Here is a 19,207-nt window from a genome sequence, read left to right on the forward strand (position 1 = left end):
AGTGGTTAATCAGTGGGTAGCAGGGGCCAGACCGGCGTCGCCGTTCTGACGGAAAGTGATCAGGGTCACCAGCAGTGCGAGCACGGCCAGCGCGGCGGCGGCCAGGGGCACGCTGGTCAGGCCGAAACCGTGAGCGATGACGCTGCCGCCGACCCAGGCGCCCAGAGCGTTGCCGATGTTGAAAGCGCCGATGTTCAGGGTCGACACCAGGTTCGGTGCGGCCTTACCGAAGGTCACCACGTTGACTTGCAGCGCCGGGACGGCGGCAAAAGAAGCGGTGGCCCAGAGGAACAGGGTGATTTCAGTCGGGATCAGCGCAACGCTGGTCCAGCTCAGCACGGTGGAGACCACCGCCATCGCCACGAACACGCCAATCAGAGTCGCGCCGAGACGCTTGTCCGCCAGCTTGCCGCCGATGATGTTGCCCACCGTCAGACCGAGACCAATCAGCAGCAGGGTCCAGGTCACGCCTTTTGGCGAGACGCCGGTGACATCGCCAAGCAGCGGCGCGACGTAGGTGAAGAGGGTGAACATCGACGCAGCGAACAGCGCGGTCATGCTCAGCGACAGCCAGATGCCGGCGCCTTTGAGGGCGGCGAGTTCGGCGCGCATGTCGAGTTTTTCCTCGTCACGCTTGGCCGGCAGGAAGCGGATCAGACCGATCAGCGCCACTACACCAATCACAGTCACGGCCCAGAAGGTCGAACGCCAGCCGGCCTCCTGACCCAGCGCCGTGCCCAGCGGTACACCGAGGACGTTGGCCAGGGTCAGGCCAGTGAACATCAGTGCCACGGCGGATGCACGCTTGTTCGGCGCCACCAGCCCGGCGGCTACCACAGAACCGATACCGAAGAACGCACCGTGGCACAGCGCGGTGACGACACGGGCAAACATCAGCACGTTGTAGTCACTGGCGATGGCACACAGCAGGTTACCGACGATGAAAACGCCCATCAGCGCTACCAGTGCGGCCTTGCGCGGCAGTCTGGCGGTGGCCAGTGCCATGAACGGCGCACCGATGGCCACGCCCAGGGCGTAACCGGTCACCAGCCAGCCGGCGCCGGGAATCGACACACCGAGGTCGGCCGCCACATCGGGCAGCAGGCCCATGATGACGAACTCGGTGGTGCCGATGGCGAAGGCACTCAAGGCCAGAATGAGTAGCGAGAGGGGCATTTGAATCAATTCCTTGTGGGAGCGCTGAGCTCTTTGACGATGGCGTCGAGGAACGCCTGGATCACGTCCTCGTTGCGTTTGAAGAAGTGCCACTGGCCGGCTTTCTGGCTGCTGATCAGGCCTGCACGTTGCAGGGTCGCCAGGTGGGCGGAGACGGTCGACTGCGACAGGCCGCAGCGTTGATCGATCTGCCCGGCGCAGATGCCGTACTCGTGGTTGTGTATCTGCTCAGGAAACTGGGCTTTGGGGTCTTTCAGCCAGATGAGGATGTCTCGCCGTACTGGGTGTGCCAGGGCTTTTATTATTTCGTCGAGGTCGAGGTTCATGGCTTTATGCTCGTGATGTGTAGCGCTATATCGCGATGAGGCGAACTTTAAATCGGTATTTCGCGATATACCAATATGAATTTGATCTGACGACCGCATAAATCGGTATATCGGGTTATAACGATACGTGTGCTGTAACGATGAAAGCGCGCAGTGCTAAGCTGCGCCCATGAACTATCTCGCACATTTACACCTCGGAGGCCAGCACCCCGAGCAATTACTCGGCAGTCTGTATGGCGATTTCGTCAAAGGACGCCTGCAGGGGCAGTTTGCGCCGCAGATTGAAGCGGCGATTCAGCTGCATCGGCGGATTGATGTGTTCACCGATCGCCACCCGTTGGTGGACATCGCCCTCGGGCGTTTCACCGAGACCCGGCGGCGTTATGCCGGGATTGTCCTCGATGTGTTTTTCGACCATTGCCTGGCGCGCGACTGGACGCTGTACGCCGATCGGCCGCTGGAGCATTTCACCCGCGACGTTTATCGGGTGCTGTCGAATGAACGGCAATTGCCCGAACGCCTGGCGAAAATCGCGCCGCACATGGTTGCCAATGACTGGCTGGGTTCGTATCAGGAATTTGAAGTGCTGGAGCAGGTGTTGCGCGGGATCTCCCGCCGCCTGACCCGGCCTGAGGAGCTGGCGGGGGCGATGCAGGAGTTGCGGCGGTTGTATGAACCGCTGAGTGAGGACTTCCGCTTGTTCTATCCGCAGCTTCAGGATTTCGCACAACACTCGGCAACACCGTAGAACCCTGTGGGAGCCGGCTTGCTCGCGAATGCGGTAGGTCACTCAACATGTGCATTGGCTGAACCACCGCCTTCGCGAGCAAGCCCGCTCCCACAGGGGGGATCTGTGTTTCAGGCGGCGATCAATTCGCCTGCGCGGCGTGGCTCGGCAGGTTTGGCCACCTCACCAAACAACGCCTTCTGCACCACCTGCTGCGCTTCGAATGCCAGCGCCGCACGCTCGCGGCCCTGACAGGCGATCGGCTTGAGCAGATGCACTTCGACATCGCCGCAATCGTTGCTGAACAGGCGCATCAGGTGTGACAGCAAATCATCGTCACCAATGAACGGCGCCAATGTGTCGATCTCGCCATTGCGCAGATAACGGATCGCCACCGGTTGCAGCATCACCTCCGAATCGATGGCCGCCGAAAGCAGGCGACCATGAAAGGTGCGCAGCGAGCGGCCATCGGTGGTGGTGCCTTCCGGGAACATCAGCAGCGGATGTTGCGTTTGCAGGTGACGGGTCATCTGTTTGCGGATCAACTGGCTGTCACCCGAACCGCGACGGATGAACAGACTGCCGGCCTTCGCCGCCAGCCAACCGGCCACCGGCCAGGTGCGCACTTCGGCCTTGGACAGAAACGACAGCGGCGTGAGCATGCCCAGCAGTGGAATGTCAGTCCATGACACATGATTGCTGACCCACAGCATCGGCTGCTGCGGCAACTCGCCGTGCACGGTCACGCGAAAGGGCAGGGCATGGCTCAGACGCGCCATGAAAAACCGCGACCAGCGCTGCCGACGTTGCATCGAGTGCGCCAGGCCCAGACGTTCGAACACGCCGAAGACGCTGGCCATGGTCAGGCCCAGCGCCACCACCAGCAGCACTCGCGCGATCCGCGCGTACACGCGCAACCGGCTCATCACACGGCCGCCTTGAAGTGCCTGGCGTAGCGCGGGCAGAGTTCGTCGCGCTTGAGCAGGATGAATACGTCGGCGACCTGGAAGTCTTCGTCCCAGCACGGCTCGCCGCAGATCTTCGCACCCAGACGCATGTAGGCCTTGAGCAGCGGCGGCATTTCCGCGATTACGTTCGATGGAATGTCCAGCGACGGCAGCGGTTTCTTCGGTTCGGCACGCAAGTGTTCGGTGCACAGATAACGTTCGCGCAGACGCTGCATGATCGCGTGGGCCTGCACGCCGCCGTCCTGCATCGGAATGCTCGCGCAACCCATCAGATAACTGTAACCGCCCTGATTCAACACTTCGGCCAGTTCACCCCAGAGCACGGCGATGGTGCCGCCGTTGCGGTAGGCCGGGTCGACGCAGGTGCGGCCGATTTCGAGGATCGGGCCTTGCAGATGCGCCAGGCCATGCAGGCTGAATTCTTCTTCGCTGTAGAACTTGCCCAGGCTGCTGGCAGCCGCGTGATCCAGTAAACGAGTGGTGGCGACCAGACGCCCGGTGTTCAGGTCACGCACGCCGATGTGGCTGCAGTGAACATCATAGTCATCCATGTCCAGACCCAGCTCCGCGCCTTTCAGCTTGGCGTTGAACTCGCCGCTGAATACGCTGAAGCGCAAGGCCTGGGCTTGCTGCAAGGCCTCGGCGCCGATCAGGCGTTCGGCTTGCAGGCGGCGTTCATTGCCGGTGTCGCTGATGCGGGCGATCTGAGTCATTTGAATCTCCGTACGGGCCTTGAACCCGTCATGGGTTGCAGCCGATCGACTTTCTTTATGCAGCCATGTTGTGCAAAGTCAGGCTATGTAGCCCCGGTGTCATCACCGTGAACGTTTGGTGATGCTTGTATGACAGCCCTCAAGGAGCCTCTTATGCCCTGGCCCAGCCTGCTCGAAAGTCATGAACGTCTGCCCGCCGTCGCTGATCTGGCGGAAGGTTTCGCCACCTTGTTGCAGCAAGTGGGCAACGTGACGCCGTTCGAACTGGCGGTGGCCGGAGGGCGACGTATGGCGACGCCGGGGCTGGCATTTCTGGTGGGGTATCAGGCGGCGTTGCGCATGCTCTGGCCGAGCGCGCCGCCAAGTCTTGGCGCGTTGTGTGCGACCGAGCAGCGCAGCCTGCGCCCGGCGGACATGCAGACCCGTCTCAGCGATTTGCGCCTGAGCGGGCGCAAGGATTTCGTTACCGCTGGGGATGCCGCGGACTGGCTGCTCGTCGCCGCGCGCAGTGAAGAGCCCGGCGAAACACCGCGCCTGAGTCTGGCGGTGGTCTATCCCGGCGAGCCCGGCGTGCGCGTGGAAAAACTCCCGGCGCTGCCGCTGATGCCGGACATCAGTCACGGTCGGCTGCATCTGGACGGCGCGTTGTGCGAGTTGCTCGCGGGGGATGGCTGGGATGCTTATGTGAAGCCGTTTCGCACCCTGGAAGACGTCTATGTACTGAGCGCGATGACCGCGTGGCTGTACGGCGTCGGTCAGGACAGTGGCTGGTCGCAGCCGCTGTTGTTGCGCTTGCTGGCGCTGCTGGCCGGGTGCGCGGAGGCGAGCCGCCAGCCGCCGAACAATCCGGCCGGGCATGTGCTGTTGGGCGGGTTGTTTGCGCAGTTTGATGCGCTGAAGGGCGAGATCGATCAGGCGTTGCGCGCTGGTAATCCGGAGTGGGCGCAGATGTGGCAGCGTGATCAGGGGGTGATGCAGTTGGCGGCGGGGGCGCGGGCCAAGCGCTTGGCCAAGGCTTTGGCGTTGAACTGACTGGCCTCTTCGCGAGCAAGCCCGCTCCCACCTTTGGAATGCGTTGCAAATGTGGGAGCGGGCTTGCTCGCGAAGACGGCGGCAAAAACACCACACATCTGTCATGTGGCAAGACTACCCTCAGCAGGTTCTCCCCAAGAGCCCTCACCATGTGCAAAAGCCTGTCCCTGTTTCTGCTGCTGATCAGCTTCACGGTACAGGCCGAGCAATGGCCCGGTGAACAATGGCCGATTGGCGCGAAAATCAGCGGCGCAGCGGTCGAGGCATTAGAGGCCTACGCCTTCCCACCCCGCGACGACAGCACCCGCCAAGGCATCCGCACTGATGCGCTGCTGATCATCCGCGACGGCCAGGTTATCTACGAACGCTACGCCGGCCCGACCCGTGCTGAAACCCCGCACCTGACCTGGTCGATCAGCAAAAGTCTGATGGCCACCGTACTTGGTGTGGCGTATGGCGAAGGCCTGTTCAAACGGGATGATCCGGTTTCAAAATATTATCCGGCGCTGGAAAAACACCCGGCGATCACCATGGCGGATCTGCTGCACTGGGCATCCGGCCTGGACTGGCAGGAAGACTACGAATATGCCCCGCTGAAATCCTCGGTGGTGGCGATGCTCTACACCCTTGGGCATCGCGACATGCCCGCGTTCACCGCCAATCACCAAGCTTATGCGCCACCGGGGCAGGCGTTCCGTTACTCCAGTGGCGACAGCAATCTGCTGGCGGCGGCGCTGAAGAACTTGGTTGGCCCGCAGCGTTATCCCGACTATCCGTGGACCGCGTTGTTCGAGCCGTTGGGCATCCGCCACGCCGTGTGGGAAAGCGATGCCGGCGGCACGTTTGTCGCTTCCTCTTATGCCTATCTCACCGCGCGGGATCTGGCGCGGGTCGGTCTGCTGATGGCCCGCGACGGACGTTGGCGCGACCGGCAGTTGCTGCCCAAGGACTGGATCGCCTTCAACCGTGAGCCATTTACCGGTTACAAGGCGCATCAGGACGAAGCGGTACCCGGTGGCCACTGGTGGCTCAATCGCCCGGCGGATGGCGCCGCCGCGCCATGGCCCGACGCTCCGCCCGAGACCTTCGCCGCCCTCGGCCACTGGGGCCAGGCGCTGTATGTGATCCCCAGCGAGAAACTGGTGATCGTGCGTTACGCCGATGACCGCGACGGCAGCTATCGCCACAACGAACTGCTCAAACGCGTGCTCAAGGCGGTGCAGCCATGAAGTTGTTGAAGCGGGTGTTGCTGCTGGCGCTGATCATGCTGCTCGGCTGGATCTGGCTCGAACGGGAAAATCGATGGGCATTTCCGGACATCATCAGTGCCTACACGGCAAAGGAATATTGTTCGTGCCGTTATGTGATGAACAACGACGCCGAGTATTGCCGGGGTTATGTGAAACAGTGGCTGCCGACCAGCGAATTCAGCGATGACAGCGCGAGCAAAACCATCACCGTCAGCGGCATGGGCCGCAGCAATCGTGCCCAGTGGTTGAGCGAACGGCAGGGTTGCCGCCTCAATCCTCAAGTCAATAGATAACCCTGTGGGAGCGGGCTTGCTCGCGAATGCGGTGTGCCGTTCAGTATTTGTGTTAACTGATTCACCGCCTTCGCGAGCAAGCCCGCTCCCACAGGGACTTTTACCAATCGATAGATTTGCGGCGATCAGTTTGCAATAACGGCGTAGGCGGTTAAGGTTCGTGCAGGTTTATCGCCCCCACGAGTATTCAATGTTCAACCGCTCCCTCTATACAGCCTTTGCCAGTCTGCTGCTGGCCGCCGCCGCACTGCCGGCGCAGGCCAACTGGTATCTGGACGGCGAGTCGTCGCGGCTGTCGTTCGTCAGCACGAAAAACGCCCACATTTCTGAAGTGCAACGCTTTCTGGTGCTGCACGGCAAGGTCGATCCCAGCGGTCGCGCCGAGGTCGAAGTCGAGCTGGACTCGATCAACAGCGGCATCCCGCTGCGCGACGAGCGCATGCGCAAGGAGTTGTTCCAGATCGAGCAATTCCCCGAAGCGACCATCAGCACCCAGATCGACCTGCGCCCGATCAACGATCTGGCCCCCGGTGCGCAACTTGAGTTGCGTCTGCCGCTGACCGTCAATCTGCACGGCAAGCAACATGAATACCCGGCGGAGTTGCTGGCAACCCGTCTCGATGACCGGCGTTTTCAAGTGGTGACCCTGGAGCCGCTGGTGATCAACGCCGAGGATTTCGATCTGGCGCCGGGGCTGGAAACCCTGCGCAACCTGGCCGGGTTGTCGGCCATCAGTCTGTCGGTGCCGGTGGGTGCGGTGCTGATCTTCACGGCGCGCTGACATGCGCGGTGCGGTGTTCCCGTGGCGGGACGGCAACCGTTTCGAACTGTTGATCGACGGCCCGCAATTCTTCCCGCGCATGCTGGTGGAGATTGCCCGCGCCGAGGAGCAGGTCGAGCTGGAGCTGTATCTGGTGGAGGCGGGCGCCTGCGCCGAGGCCGTGGTGCAGGCGCTGGTGCAGGCTGCCGAGCGCGGGGTGCGGGTACGCTGCCTGTTCGATGACTACGGCAGCCTCGCGTTTACCCTGCACCTGCGTCAGCGCCTGATAAAGGCCGGGGTCGAACTGCGTTTTTACAATCGCCTGAACTGGCGGCGCTGGGTCGGCAATTTCTATCGCGATCACCGCAAATTGCTGCTGGTCGATCAGCGTCTGGCGGTGGTCGGTGGCACCGGTGTCACCGATGAGTTCTGGACGCCGGGGCAGGACAGCAGCGAATGGCACGAGGTGATGGTGGAAATCAGCGGCCCGCTGGTGCTCGACTGGCAGGTGCTGTTCGACCGCCAATGGATCGCCAACCGCCATCGCCGGGCCTGGAAACCTTCGGCGCATGTCGGCCTGCCACGCTTGCCCAAGGTCCCGGACATGGGCGAGGGCATGGGTCGCGTGGCCTACGCCGATGCGCGCCAGCATCGCGACATTCTGCAGTCGCTGTTCCGCGCCTTGAACAGCGGGCAAAAGCGCATCTGGATGGCCACCCCGTATTTCCTGCCGACCTGGAAAATCCGCCGCTCGCTGCGCAAGGCTGCTGCCCGGGGTGTCGACGTCCGGCTATTGCTGACCGGGCCGCGCACCGATCACCCGTCGGTTCGTTACGCCGGTCATCGTTACTACCCGCGCCTGCTCAAGGCCGGGGTGCAGATCTTTGAATACCAGCCGTGCTTCCTGCACCTGAAAATGGTGCTGGTGGACGAGTGGGTGAGCATCGGTTCGTGCAATTTCGATCACTGGAACCTGCGCTTCAATCTGGAGGCGAATCTGGAGGCCCTGGATCCGTCGTTGACGGCAGCGGTGGTGCAGAGTTTCGAGAAGGACTTCGGCCTGAGTCAGCAGGTCAGTCTGGAGGAGTGGCGGCGCCGGCCGTTGTGGCGGCGGGTGAAGCAGCGGGTTTGGGGGTGGGTGGATCGGTTGGTGGTCAATATCCTCGACAGACGCGGTTAACGCCAATTTCGAAACCAGTGGATTCCAATGTGGGAGGGGGCTTGCTCCCGAAGGCGGCATGTCATTCAGCATTTATTTAGCTGATACACCGCATTCGGGAGCAAGCCCCCTCCCACAAACGCCCCTCTCACACGGGCATTGGTTACTGAATAATTACAGCAACTCAAAGCTCTGCTGCGTCACATCCTGCGAATCCAGTCCGATCTGCACATTGAACTTGCCAGGCTCCGCCGCGTACTTGAGCTGGGCGTTGTAGAACTTCAGGTCATCCTCGGTGATGGTGAAGTGCACGACTTTCTGTTCGCCGGCCTTGAGCATGATTTTCTGGAAGTTCTTCAGTTCCTTCACCGGACGGATCATCGAGCCGGTGACGTCCTGGATGTACAGCTGCACCACGGTTTCGCCGTCACGTTTACCGGTGTTTTTCAGGGTGACACTGGCGTCGAGCTTGCCGGTGGCGTTCAGCGTGGTCGACGACAACGCCATGTCGCTCAGCGTGAACTGGGTGTAGCTCAGGCCGTAACCGAACGGGAACAGAGGACCGGTGGTGTCATCGAAATACTGCGAGGTGTAGTTGCCCGGTTTGCCCGGCGTGAACGGCCGGCCAATGCTCAGGTGGTTGTAGTAGGTCGGGATCTGGCCCACGGAGCGCGGGAAGGTCACCGGCAGTTTGCCCGACGGGTTGTAGTCGCCGAACAGCACGTCGGCGATGGCGTTGCCGCCCTCGGTGCCGCTGAACCAGGTTTCCAGAATCGCATCAGCCGACTGGTTCTCTTCGAGAATGGTCAGCGGACGGCCGTTCATCAGCACCAGTACCAGCGGTTTGCCGGTGGCTTTCAGGGCACGGATCAGCTCGCGCTGGTTTTCCGGGATGTTCAGGTCGGTGCGGCTGGAGGATTCGTGGGACATGCCACGGGACTCGCCCACAGCGGCGACGATCACGTCGGCGTCCTTGGCCGCTTTCACCGCTTCGTCGATCAACACGTTGGCCGGGCGCGGATCATCGACCACTTCCGGAGCGTCGAAGTTGAGGAAGTTCAGGTAATCGAGGATCTTCTTGTCGCTGGTGATATTGGCGCCACGGGCGTAGATCAGGTTGGCCTTGTCGCCGATCACCGAGCTCATGCCGTCGAACAGCGTCACCGATTGCGCCGGCTTACCGGCGGCGGCCCAACTGCCCATCATGTCGATGGGGGCCTTGGCCAATGGGCCGACTAGCATGACTTTCGCGTCTTTCTTCAGCGGCAGGGTTTCGTTCTGGTTCTTCAGCAACACCATGCTGCGACGTGCCACGTCACGGGCTTCGGCGCGGTGCAAGCGGCTTTCGGCATAGGTGTCGGCCGGATCATCCTCGGCCTTGCCGATACGCAGGTATGGGTCCTTGAACAGGCCCATGTCGTACTTGGCGGCGAGCACTTCGCGCACCGCATTGTCGATGTCTTTCTGCTCGATCTCGCCGGACTTGAGCAGCCCCGGCAGCTCTTTGCCGTACAGGGTGTCGTTCATGCTCATGTCGATGCCGGCCTTGATCGCCAGCTTCGCCGCTTCACGACCGTCACGGGCGACGCCGTGTTTGATCAGTTCAAAGATCGCCCCGTGGTCGCTGACGGCCAGGCCTTTGAAGCCCCAGTCCTTGCGCAGCAGATCGTTCATCAGCCAGGTGTTGGCCGTGGCCGGAATGCCGTTGATCGAGTTCAACGCTACCATCACCCCGCCTGCACCGGCATCGATCGCCGCACGGTAAGGTGGCAGGTAGTCCTGGTACATCTTCACCGGGCTCATGTCGACGGTGTTGTAGTCGCGCCCGCCCTCGACCGCGCCATACAGGGCGAAGTGTTTGACGCTGGCCATGATGCTGTCGGCCGTGCTCGGCGTGTCGCCCTGGTAGGCCTTGACCATCACTTTGGCGATGCGCGAGGTCAGGTAGGTGTCTTCACCGAAACCCTCGGAGCTGCGGCCCCAGCGCGGGTCGCGGGAGATGTCGACCATTGGCGCGAAGGTGATGTCGAGGCTGTCGGCCGCAGCTTCTTTGGCGGCAACGCGCCCGGACTGACCGATGGCGTCCATGTCCCAGCTCGACGCCAGGGCCAGCGGAATCGGGAAAATCGTACGGTGACCGTGGATCACGTCGTACGCAAAAAACATCGGAATCTTCAGGCGACTGCGCATCGCCGCATCCTGCATCGGACGGTTTTCCGGGCGGGTGATCGAGTTGAACGTGCCGCCGATATTGCCGGCGGCGATCTCTTTGCGGATCAACTCGCGAGGCATTTCCGGGCCGATGCTGATCAGGCGCAACTGGCCGATCTTTTCATCGAGGGTCATTTGCTTCATCAGATTGCTGATGAACGCGTCCTTGTTTTCCAGGGGTACCGGGGTCGTGGCGGCCAATACTTGATGACTGGCCAGGCTGACGAACAGGCCCAGCAAACACAGCTTCTTCATGAATATTTTTCTCAAGGGCCCAAGCGGCAATGCAATGCCGGCCAGCCAAAAGTTAGGGAGCGACTATTGTTGTTCGGGTGCAGGCTCAAAATGACCGAGCCAAAAACGCCCGCCGACACTCGGCAGCGTTTGCGCAGGGCCTCTTTTTAGCCCATCGGCCCGTTGCAATCCAGTGGCGCGGCCGATTATGCCCCAACCGCCGATGCAGAAGGTTTCACGGTCGGTTTTTTATGAAATATGCCAGGGAGCATCACTTTGATGAATGTCAGTCCGATCAACCGTTCGCGTTTACAGGTCGCCACGTTACTGGTGCTTGCCACCTTGTTGACCGCATGCGGCATCAACAATATCCCGACTCTCGACGAACAGGCCAAGGCGGCCTGGGGCCAGGTCCAGAACCAGTACCAGCGCCGTGCCGACCTGATCCCCAACCTGGTGGAGACCGTCAGAGGCTACGCCAGGCATGAGGAGGCGACCCTGACCGCCGTGGTCGAGGCGCGAGCCAAGGCGACGTCGATCCAGGTCGATGCCAGCACCCTCGACAACCCGGAAAAACTCAAGCAGTTCCAGCAGGCCCAGGATCAGTTGAGCGGTGCGCTGAGCCGTTTGATGGTGGTGTCCGAGCGCTACCCGGACCTGAAAGCCAACCAGAACTTCCTCGCGTTGCAATCGCAGCTCGAAGGCACGGAAAACCGGATTGCCGTGGCGCGGCGCGATTTCATTCTGGCGGTGCAGAAATACAACACCGAAATCCGCACCTTTCCCGGGCGCCTCTGGCACAGCGTGATGTACAGCGATCTGCCGATTCGCGAAACCTTCGAAGCCACCACCCCCGGCGCGGAAAAGGCCCCGGAAGTGAAGTTCTGATTCGAGGTTGCCCATGCGTGTGTTGAAGATAGGCCTGGTGCTGATGCTGTGGCTGTTGGCCCTCAGCGCCCGGGCCGAGTTGACGTTCCCGGCGCTGAGCGGGCGGGTGGTGGACGAGGCGCAGATGATCGAGCCCTCGGTGCGCGCCCAGTTGAGCCAGCAATTGCAGGCGCATGAACAGGCGACCGGTGAGCAACTGGTGGTGGTCACGGTGCCTGATCTGCAGGGCACCACCATCGAGGATTACGGCGTACAACTGGGCCGCCACTGGGGCATCGGTCAGAAGGACAAGAACAACGGCGCGCTGCTGATCGTTGCCCGTGACGAGCGCAAACTGCGCATCGAAGTCGGCTATGGCCTGGAGGATCGGCTGACCGATGCGCAGAGTTCGGTGATCATCCATCAAGTGATCACCCCCGCGTTCAAGGCCGGCAATTTCAGCAAGGGCATCAGCGACGGTGTGGCGGCGATGCTGGTGGTGCTCGGCGGCAATCCGCTGGACGAACCGTCGACGGTGTACGAGTCGAGCGGTGATCCGCAGAGCGATTTTGTCTCGCGGCATCCGCTGTTGTTCGTGTTTCTGGTGGTGTTGTTCATTCTGACCGTGTTTGTCTGCCAGATGCTCGGTATCCTTCCCGCCGGCCGTGGTGGCTCCGGAGGCGGGGGCGGTTTCGGCGGTGGTGGATTTGGCGGCGGCGGTGGCGGCGGGGGCTTCAGCGGCGGCGGGGGCAGTTTCGGCGGCGGCGGTTCGTCCGGCGGCTGGTGAACACACAACAATAATGATCAGGCACTTTTCGACATGGCATTACTGACTGAACACGAACAACGCAAAGTCGCCGAGGCGATCGCCCGGGTCGAGCGCGATACCGACGCCGAACTGGTGACCGTGCTGGCGGCCCGCGCCGATGACTACGCGTACATTCCGCTGCTGTGGGCCAGTCTGCTGGCGCTGCTGGTGCCGGGCATCGTCCATTACCTGACCGGCTGGCTGACGATGCACAGCCTGTTGCTGGTGCAATGGGGCCTGTTCATCGTCCTGTGCCTGCTGTTTCGCCTGCCGAAAATCACCACTCATCTGATCCCGCGCCGCGTGCGTCACTGGCGCGCATCGAACCTTGCGCGGCGGCAGTTCCTCGAACAGAACCTGCACCACACCGTCGGCAGCACCGGGATGCTGATCTTTGTCTGCGAGGCCGAGCGCTACGTGGAAATTCTGGTGGACGAAGGGATTTCCCGGCGGCTGGATAACAAGAGCTGGGACGCGATCGTCGCCGCGTTCACCGAGCAGGTGCGGCAGGGGCGCACGCTCGAGGGATTTGTGACGTGCATCGAGGCCTGTGGAGAACTGCTCAAGGTGCACGTGCCGGTGACGCAGGTGAGGAATGAATTGCCCAATCGGTTGGTGGTGCTGGCCTAGAAGCCCCTCACCCCAGCCCTCTCCCGGAGGGAGAGGGAGCCGACCGAGATGTCTTGCGCTCGACATCGGCCTGAGAAACCGAGTCGATTATGGATTCAAAGGCACTCTTTCAAGTCGGTGAACCTCTTCAATATCCCCCAATCAGTCCCCTCTCCCTCCGGGAGAGGGTTAGGGTGAGGGCGCTTTTAAAGCCGTTGGGTAAATAAGAACGTGTCCCCAACTCCCATCCCCCCTAAAATACCCGCCATTCCCGTTTCGCCCCGTCCGAGGCCGCTTTTCCATGTCCGTTACTGCCCCCTCCCTCAAGCCAGCGCCCGATCATCACGCCCAGTTCATCGAACTGCTGCAAACCAGCCTCGAGCAGAACGGCTTCATCAAATTGGTGCTGGCCAAGTACGTGGGCGAAGAGGCGGATCTGCAGCGGATCATCATCAAAGCGGTGACGGTCAAGGCGCAGCCCAACCTGTCTTTCGTTTATCGCTACAAGACCCGCGACATCACCAAGAACCTGCCGCTGAGCGAAGGCGTGGCGCTGATTGCCGAGCTGTTGCCGGCCGCGTTCAAGAATGCGCATCTGCTGACCGTGACCGACGAAGCCCAGCTCGAATACAGCAAAAAGGGCAAGAGTTCACTGTTCAAGAGCAAACCTCAGCAATTGCGTGAAGCGCCATCCGCTGAGCACAACCGTGAGAAAAACCGTTTTCTGGACTTGAGCCGACCGTTCCTCAAGGATCTGGGCGTGACCAACGCGCAGCATGAGCTGATCCCGGCGATGTCGCGCAAGTGGAAGCAGATCAACAAGTTCATCGAAGTCTTCAGCCACGCGCTGACCTCGTCACCGCTGGCGCTGGACAAACCGGTGCGGGTGGCGGATTTCGGTTCGGGCAAGGGCTACCTGACGTTCGCCATCCACGATTACCTGCGCAACACGCTCAAGGCCGAAGGCGAGGTCACCGGCGTCGAGCTGCGTGAAGAGATGGTCAACCTGTGCAACGCCGCCGCGGCGAAGTTGGAGCACCCGGGCCTGGTGTTCAAGTGCGGTGACGTGCGCAGCGTGGCGCCGAGCGAACTGGACGTGATGATCGCCCTGCACGCCTGTGACATCGCCACCGACTACGCGATCCACACCGGCATCCGTTCCGGCGCGTCGATCATCATGTGCTCGCCGTGCTGCCACAAACAGATTCGCCTGCAGATCCAGAGCCCGGCGCTGCTCAAGCCGATGCTGCAATACGGTCTGCACCTGGGCCAACAGGCGGAAATGGTCACTGACAGCCTGCGCGCGCTGTTCCTCGAAGCCTGCGGTTACGAGACCAAAGTATTCGAATTCATCTCGCTGGAACATACCAACAAGAACAAGATGATTCTCGCGGTGAAACGCGCCGAGCCGGTGGACCCGACTCAGTTGCTGGTGAAGATTCAGGAACTCAAGGACTTCTACAACATCAGCGAGCACTGTCTGGAAACGCTGCTGCGTTCGGATGGCTACCTCTGATCCTGTGGGAGCGGGCTTGCTCGCGAAGGCGGACTGACAGTCAACGATGATGTCGACTGTTACGGCCCCTTCGCGAGCAAGCTCGCTCCCACATTTGATTTTACTGCGGTCTTGCGCCCGAGCATCACCGTCGCGATCACCCCGCAGGCAAACACCCAGGTGATCGGTTCGACATGTTCGCCAAAGAACAGCGCCGAAAACGCGATGGTGAAGAAGATCTGCAGCAACTGGATTTGACTGACCCGCGCGATCCCGCCCATCGCCAGCCCGGCGTACCAGGCGAAGAAGCCGAGAAACTGCGAGAACAGCGCCACGTAGCCGAACGCCCACCAGGCCTTGGCTGACACAGTGCCTTGATGCTGCAGCGCCAGGTACAACACCGGGCCGATCAGCAGTGGCGTCGACAGCACCAGCGCCCAGCAGATCACCTGCCAGCCGCCCATTTCCCTGGCCAACCGGCCACCTTCGGCATAACCCAGACCGCCGACGGCAATCGCGCCGAGCATCAACAAGTCACCGGCCTGAATGCTGCCGGCACCGGTGTACAACGCGTAGCCGAGCACCAGCGCACTGCCCAGCGCGGCGCAAGCCCAGAAGGCTTTCGATGGGCGTTCATGGGACAGCCACGCCGCATACAGCGCCACGCACAGCGGCTGCAAACCGTTGACCAGGGCACCGTGGGACGCCGGCAAGGTCTGCATGGCCCACGCCGACAGCACCGGAAAGCCGAGAATCACCCCGGCGATTACCAGACTCAGGCCTTTGATCTGCTGCCAGTTCGGCCATTTCTCGCGCCGCCAGAGCAACAGCGCCGCCGCCGGAATCGCCGCGAACAGCGCCCGGCCGAGGCCGTTGAGCAGCGGATGCAGTTCCTGCACCACAATCCGCGTGAAGGGCAGGGTCAGGCTGAAAATCACAACCCCGAGCAGGCCGAGGGCCATGCCGGTGTTTTCGCGCGAGGACATGATGGGGGACCAGAATAGAAGGTGGCAGGGGATTGCCTTAATCAAGCCATAAACCGGGGCGCTCGGGCTGGTACAGCCAGGCACAGAGTTATCCATACAGTTGGATCCCCTGTGGCGAGGGAGCTTGCTCCCGCTGGGCTGCGAAGCGGCCCCCGCTTTTTTCAGGAAAACTGTGCAAACAGGTTTTGCGCCTGCTGCGCAGTCGAGCGGGAGCAAGCTCCCTCGCCACAAAGGCGGGGAGGCGTAGTAGCCGGTTGTTACCCGCCCCAACGGATAAGGTCTACCTTGAATACTCCTGCAAGCCCATTCCCAGAGGAGTCCTCCCCATGGCCGCGAAAAAAATCCTGATGCTGGTCGGCGATTACGTCGAAGACTACGAAGTGATGGTGCCGTTCCAGGCCCTGCAGATGGTCGGTCACACCGTGCACGCCGTGTGCCCGGACAAGGCTGCGGGCAAGACCGTGCGCACCGCGATCCATGACTTCGAAGGCGACCAGACTTACAGCGAGAAACCCGGTCACCTGTTCGCCCTCAATTTCGACTTTGCCAAGGTCGCCGAGGCCGATTACGACGCGCTGCTGATCCCCGGCGGTCGTGCGCCGGAATACCTGCGCCTGAACGAGAAAGTTCTGGAGCTGGTGCGCGCCTTCGACAAGGCCGGCAAGCCGATTGCTGCGGTCTGCCACGGTGCGCAATTGCTGGCAGCGGCCGGCGTTCTTGAAGGTCGCGAGTGCAGCGCCTATCCGGCCTGCGCCCCGGAAGTTCGGCTGGCCGGTGGCACGTTCATCGATATCCCGGTGACCGACGGCCACGTTCAGGGCAATCTGGCGACTGCGCCAGCATGGCCGGCGCATCCGAACTGGCTGGCCGGTTTCCTCGGTCTGCTTGGCACCAAAATCACCCTGTAACGAGGATTCGCCGATGTGCGAGCTCTACGTCAAGGCCGACCCGATTCTCTACGAATCCCGCTCGCGTTCGTTGCGCATCTGCGGCGTGGTGACGACGCTGCGCCTGGAAAACCAGTTCTGGGACATCCTCAGCGAAATCGCCGAAGTCGATGGCATGACCACCAACCAGTTGATCGCCAAGCTGTATGAAGAGGTGATGGATTATCGCGGGGAGGTGGTGAATTTCGCTTCGTTCCTACGAGTGAGTTGTACGCGGTATCTGAGTCAGCGACGGGGGAGTGCGCCGGAGTTGTCGGTGGTGCGGGCGGGGGTGAAATAGCCGATTGTGAGTCGACCCCTTCGCGAGCAAGCCCGCTCCCACATTGGTTAGCGAGTGTTCACCCCATTTTGTGTGGGAGCGGGCTTGCTCGCGAAGAGGCCACTACAGGCGACAGAAGTCTCGGGCTGGTCTTTACTCACAGGCGCAAAACTTCTTAACCGCCAAGGAGAAACGCGCATGTCCGGATGGTACGAAGTGAGCAAAAGCAGCAACGGCCAGTTCAGGTTTGTGCTGAAGGCCGCCAACGCCGAAACCATTCTCACCAGCGAGCTCTACACCACCCGCGCGGCTGCCGACAACGGCATTGCTTCGGTGCAGAGCAACAGCCCGCTGGATGAACGCTACGAGAAGAAGACCACCAAGGATGGCCATCCTTACTTCAACCTCAAGGCCGCCAACCACCAGATCATCGGCAGCAGCGAGTCGTACTCCAACGATGCCGCGTGTGCCAAAGGCATCGCGAGCGTCAAGGCCAATGGGCCGAGCAAAGTGATCAAGGACAAGACCTTGCCGGTGCTCTGAATAACACTTAAGAGCAAAAATGTGGCAGCGGGCTTGCTCGCGAAAGCGGTGGATCAGTCACTGGAGATGTCGACTGACACGACGCCTTCGCGAGCAAGCCCGCTCCCACATGGGGTTGTGTGTGTTAGCGCAGGGTGTTGAGGATTGCTTTTAGCTGAGCTTGCCCAGCTTCGCTCAACGGAAACACCGGCAAGCGCGGATCACCAACCTCCAGCCCCGTCTCGCGCAATCCGGCCTTGATCGTCGCCGGCAAACCGCCCTTGAGGATGAAGTCCAGCAGCGGCAACTGGCGGTAGAACAGCTCGCGTGCCCGCTCCAGATCACCGGCCAGCGAAGCCGCGTACAAATCCAGATTCAGTTGCGGGATCAGGTTCGGCGCAGCGGTGCACCAACCCTTGGCCCCGGCGGCGAAAGCCTCCAGTGCCAGCGGATTGCAGCCGTTGTAGAACGGCACCTGACCGTCGCCGAGCAGTTGCAGCTTGTGCATGCGCTGAATGTCGCCGGTGCTCTCCTTGACCATGGTCACGTTTTCCACGCCATTGACGATGCGCAGAATCAGCTCGACCGACATGTCGGTGCCGCTGGTGGCCGGGTTGTTGTAAAGCATGATCGGCACGCCGATGCTGTCGCCGATGGCGCGGTAGTGCGCGAGGATTTCCGCTTCAGTGAGCTTCCAGTACGACGCCGGCAGCACCATCACCACGTCGGCGCCATGGGCTTCGGCGAAGCGTGCGCGGCGTACGGCTTTGGCGGTGGTCAGGTCGGAGACGCTGACGATGGTCGGCACCCGTTTGCCCACGTGCTTGATGCTGAACTCGGCGACCTGATCCCACTCTGCATCGCTGAGGTAAGCGCCTTCGCCGGTGCTGCCGAGCGGGGCGATGGCGTGGACGCCGCTGTCGATCAGGCGATCAATGGATTTGCCGAGGGCCGGTAGATCGAGACCTTCGCCGTTGGCGCCGAACGGGGTGATGGTGTAGCCGATGATGCCGTGAATATTGGACATGATGAGTCTCCGGAAAAAGCTGAAATCAGTTCAGGCAATCGGCGTGTTGGCGCAGGTTCTGCCGGGCGTAGTAGTTGAAGGCGGCGGCGTGGCGTTTGGGTTTCGACACCCAGTCATGGGCCTCGCGCCCCAGCGCCGGAATGATCGGTTTGATCGTGCCGGCGGCCATCGCCAGCAGCTGCAGTTTGGCGGCGCGCTCGATCAGTTGGGCGATGACACAGGCTTCTTCGATCGTGCTGCCGGTCGACAGTTGGCCGTGGTGCGACAGTAGAATCGCGCGCTTGTCGCCCAGTGCACCGGCAATCAGTTCGCCCTCTTCGTTACCCACCGGCACCCCCGGCCAGCCTTCGAGAAACGCGCAGTCGTCGTACAGCGGGCACAGATCCATGTGGGAAATCTGCAGCGGCACTTCCAGCATCGACAGCGCGGCAATGTGCGTCGGGTGGGTGTGGATGATGCAGTTCACGTCAGGCCGGGCGCGGTAGACCCAGCTGTGGAAACGGTTGGCCGGGTTGGCCATGCCGTGGCCTTCGAGCACTTCCAGGTCTTCGTTGACCAGCAGCAGATTACTCGCGGTGATCTCATCAAAACCCAGGCCCAGTTGCTGAGTGTAATAGGTCCTCGGTTGTGGGCCGCGAGCGGTGATTTGTCCGGCCAGACCGGAGTCGTGACCGCTCTCGAACAGGATCCGGCAGGTCAGCGCCAGCTTTTGCCGGTCAGTCCACGTATTATCCGCCAGGGTGTTTTGCATCTGGGTCAGCGCTTGCTTGACCAGTTGCTCTTTGGGTAGTGCTAATGTCTTGGCCATGTCGGTGTCCTTTGGGTGATTGCAAATGAC

The 19,207-nt window shown here is 61.6% G+C and carries 21 protein-coding genes; 13 read left to right on the forward strand and 8 right to left on the reverse strand.

What is annotated here, in order from left to right; translation table 11 throughout:
* Positions 1-9: 9 nt before the first annotated feature.
* Both CKW11_RS17380 and CKW11_RS17385 read right to left on the reverse strand, forming a co-directional pair.
* Positions 10-1,176, reverse strand: coding sequence for an MFS transporter (locus CKW11_RS17380; protein ID WP_095138487.1), 1,167 nt, complete (start codon positions 1,174-1,176; stop codon positions 10-12).
* A gap of 5 nt (positions 1,177-1,181) precedes the next feature.
* Positions 1,182-1,502 (reverse strand): helix-turn-helix transcriptional regulator, encoded by a 321-nt coding sequence (locus CKW11_RS17385; protein WP_003222436.1) that lies wholly within the window; start codon positions 1,500-1,502, stop codon positions 1,182-1,184.
* Between the two features lie 169 nt (positions 1,503-1,671).
* Here CKW11_RS17385 and CKW11_RS17390 point away from each other — a divergent pair, with 169 nt between their 5' ends.
* Positions 1,672-2,250, forward strand: a complete 579-nt coding sequence (locus CKW11_RS17390; protein ID WP_095138488.1) for an ACP phosphodiesterase — start codon at positions 1,672-1,674, stop codon at positions 2,248-2,250.
* A gap of 110 nt (positions 2,251-2,360) precedes the next feature.
* On the opposite strand, the gene CKW11_RS17395 is transcribed toward CKW11_RS17390, so the two are convergent.
* Both CKW11_RS17395 and olsB read right to left on the reverse strand, forming a co-directional pair.
* On the reverse strand, positions 2,361-3,155 hold the full coding sequence (locus tag CKW11_RS17395; protein ID WP_095138489.1) for a 1-acyl-sn-glycerol-3-phosphate acyltransferase: 795 nt from the start codon (positions 3,153-3,155) through the stop codon (positions 2,361-2,363).
* Positions 3,155-3,910, reverse strand: a complete 756-nt coding sequence (gene olsB, locus CKW11_RS17400; protein WP_095138490.1) for an L-ornithine N(alpha)-acyltransferase — start codon at positions 3,908-3,910, stop codon at positions 3,155-3,157. Before olsB ends, CKW11_RS17395 begins: the two co-directional genes overlap by 1 nt.
* 153 nt (positions 3,911-4,063) lie before the next feature.
* Between olsB and CKW11_RS17405 the strand changes: the two genes are divergently transcribed.
* The 5 genes from CKW11_RS17405 to CKW11_RS17425 all read left to right on the forward strand — a co-directional run bounded on the left by CKW11_RS17405 (position 4,064) and on the right by CKW11_RS17425 (position 8,425).
* A complete protein-coding gene (locus CKW11_RS17405; RefSeq protein WP_095138491.1) occupies positions 4,064-4,942 on the forward strand; it encodes an acyl-CoA dehydrogenase family protein in 879 nt (292 codons plus the stop codon).
* A 149-nt stretch (positions 4,943-5,091) separates the two neighbouring features.
* The gene (locus CKW11_RS17410; RefSeq protein WP_095138492.1) at positions 5,092-6,171 is read left to right on the forward strand and encodes a serine hydrolase; all 1,080 of its coding nucleotides are present in this window, start codon (positions 5,092-5,094) and stop codon (positions 6,169-6,171) included.
* Positions 6,168-6,485, forward strand: a complete 318-nt coding sequence (locus CKW11_RS17415; RefSeq protein ID WP_095138493.1) for an amidase — start codon at positions 6,168-6,170, stop codon at positions 6,483-6,485. Before CKW11_RS17410 ends, CKW11_RS17415 begins: the two co-directional genes overlap by 4 nt.
* Before the next feature lie 190 nt (positions 6,486-6,675).
* Positions 6,676-7,266 (forward strand): YceI family protein, encoded by a 591-nt coding sequence (locus tag CKW11_RS17420; RefSeq protein ID WP_095138494.1) that lies wholly within the window; start codon positions 6,676-6,678, stop codon positions 7,264-7,266.
* A gap of 1 nt (position 7,267) precedes the next feature.
* Positions 7,268-8,425 (forward strand): phosphatidylserine/phosphatidylglycerophosphate/cardiolipin synthase family protein, encoded by a 1,158-nt coding sequence (locus CKW11_RS17425; protein WP_095138495.1) that lies wholly within the window; start codon positions 7,268-7,270, stop codon positions 8,423-8,425.
* A gap of 153 nt (positions 8,426-8,578) precedes the next feature.
* On the opposite strand, the gene bglX is transcribed toward CKW11_RS17425, so the two are convergent.
* Positions 8,579-10,870: a beta-glucosidase BglX gene (gene bglX / locus CKW11_RS17430; protein WP_095138496.1), complete on the reverse strand. Its 2,292-nt coding sequence runs from the start codon at positions 10,868-10,870 to the stop codon at positions 8,579-8,581.
* Between the two features lie 258 nt (positions 10,871-11,128).
* Between bglX and CKW11_RS17435 the strand changes: the two genes are divergently transcribed.
* From CKW11_RS17435 to CKW11_RS17450, 4 genes are all read left to right on the forward strand, one after another.
* Entirely contained in the window at positions 11,129-11,737 is a 609-nt protein-coding gene (locus CKW11_RS17435; protein ID WP_095138497.1) for a LemA family protein, read from the forward strand.
* Positions 11,738-11,750: 13 nt separating this feature from the next.
* Positions 11,751-12,503, forward strand: coding sequence for a YgcG family protein (locus tag CKW11_RS17440; RefSeq protein WP_095138498.1), 753 nt, complete (start codon positions 11,751-11,753; stop codon positions 12,501-12,503).
* Between the two features lie 33 nt (positions 12,504-12,536).
* Positions 12,537-13,154 carry a TPM domain-containing protein gene (locus CKW11_RS17445; protein ID WP_095138499.1) on the forward strand — a complete coding sequence of 206 codons (618 nt, stop codon included), beginning with the start codon at positions 12,537-12,539 and terminating at the stop codon, positions 13,152-13,154.
* Between the two features lie 280 nt (positions 13,155-13,434).
* Positions 13,435-14,649: an SAM-dependent methyltransferase gene (locus CKW11_RS17450; protein ID WP_095138500.1), complete on the forward strand. Its 1,215-nt coding sequence runs from the start codon at positions 13,435-13,437 to the stop codon at positions 14,647-14,649.
* 59 nt (positions 14,650-14,708) lie between these two features.
* On the opposite strand, the gene CKW11_RS17455 is transcribed toward CKW11_RS17450, so the two are convergent.
* Positions 14,709-15,614, reverse strand: coding sequence for a DMT family transporter (locus tag CKW11_RS17455; RefSeq protein WP_095138501.1), 906 nt, complete (start codon positions 15,612-15,614; stop codon positions 14,709-14,711).
* A gap of 326 nt (positions 15,615-15,940) precedes the next feature.
* On the opposite strand from CKW11_RS17455, the gene CKW11_RS17460 reads away from it, so the two are divergent.
* The 3 genes from CKW11_RS17460 (at position 15,941) to CKW11_RS17470 (ending at position 17,363) form a co-directional block, all read left to right on the forward strand.
* Entirely contained in the window at positions 15,941-16,522 is a 582-nt protein-coding gene (locus CKW11_RS17460; protein ID WP_095138502.1) for a DJ-1/PfpI family protein, read from the forward strand.
* Between the two features lie 13 nt (positions 16,523-16,535).
* Positions 16,536-16,841: a ribbon-helix-helix domain-containing protein gene (locus tag CKW11_RS17465; protein ID WP_095138503.1), complete on the forward strand. Its 306-nt coding sequence runs from the start codon at positions 16,536-16,538 to the stop codon at positions 16,839-16,841.
* 177 nt (positions 16,842-17,018) lie between these two features.
* The gene (locus tag CKW11_RS17470; RefSeq protein WP_095138504.1) at positions 17,019-17,363 is read left to right on the forward strand and encodes a YegP family protein; all 345 of its coding nucleotides are present in this window, start codon (positions 17,019-17,021) and stop codon (positions 17,361-17,363) included.
* A 124-nt stretch (positions 17,364-17,487) separates the two neighbouring features.
* Here CKW11_RS17470 and CKW11_RS17480 read toward each other — a convergent pair whose 3' ends face one another.
* Positions 17,488-18,372 (reverse strand): dihydrodipicolinate synthase family protein, encoded by an 885-nt coding sequence (locus CKW11_RS17480; protein WP_177440016.1) that lies wholly within the window; start codon positions 18,370-18,372, stop codon positions 17,488-17,490.
* A 22-nt stretch (positions 18,373-18,394) separates the two neighbouring features.
* A complete protein-coding gene (locus tag CKW11_RS17485) occupies positions 18,395-19,177 on the reverse strand; it encodes an aldolase (protein ID WP_095138506.1) in 783 nt (260 codons plus the stop codon).
* Positions 19,178-19,207 lie beyond the last annotated feature (30 nt).

Origin of the sequence: Pseudomonas sp. Irchel s3a10, from assembly GCF_900187525.1 — a bacterium.
Lineage (GTDB): Bacteria > Pseudomonadota > Gammaproteobacteria > Pseudomonadales > Pseudomonadaceae > Aquipseudomonas > Aquipseudomonas koreensis_G.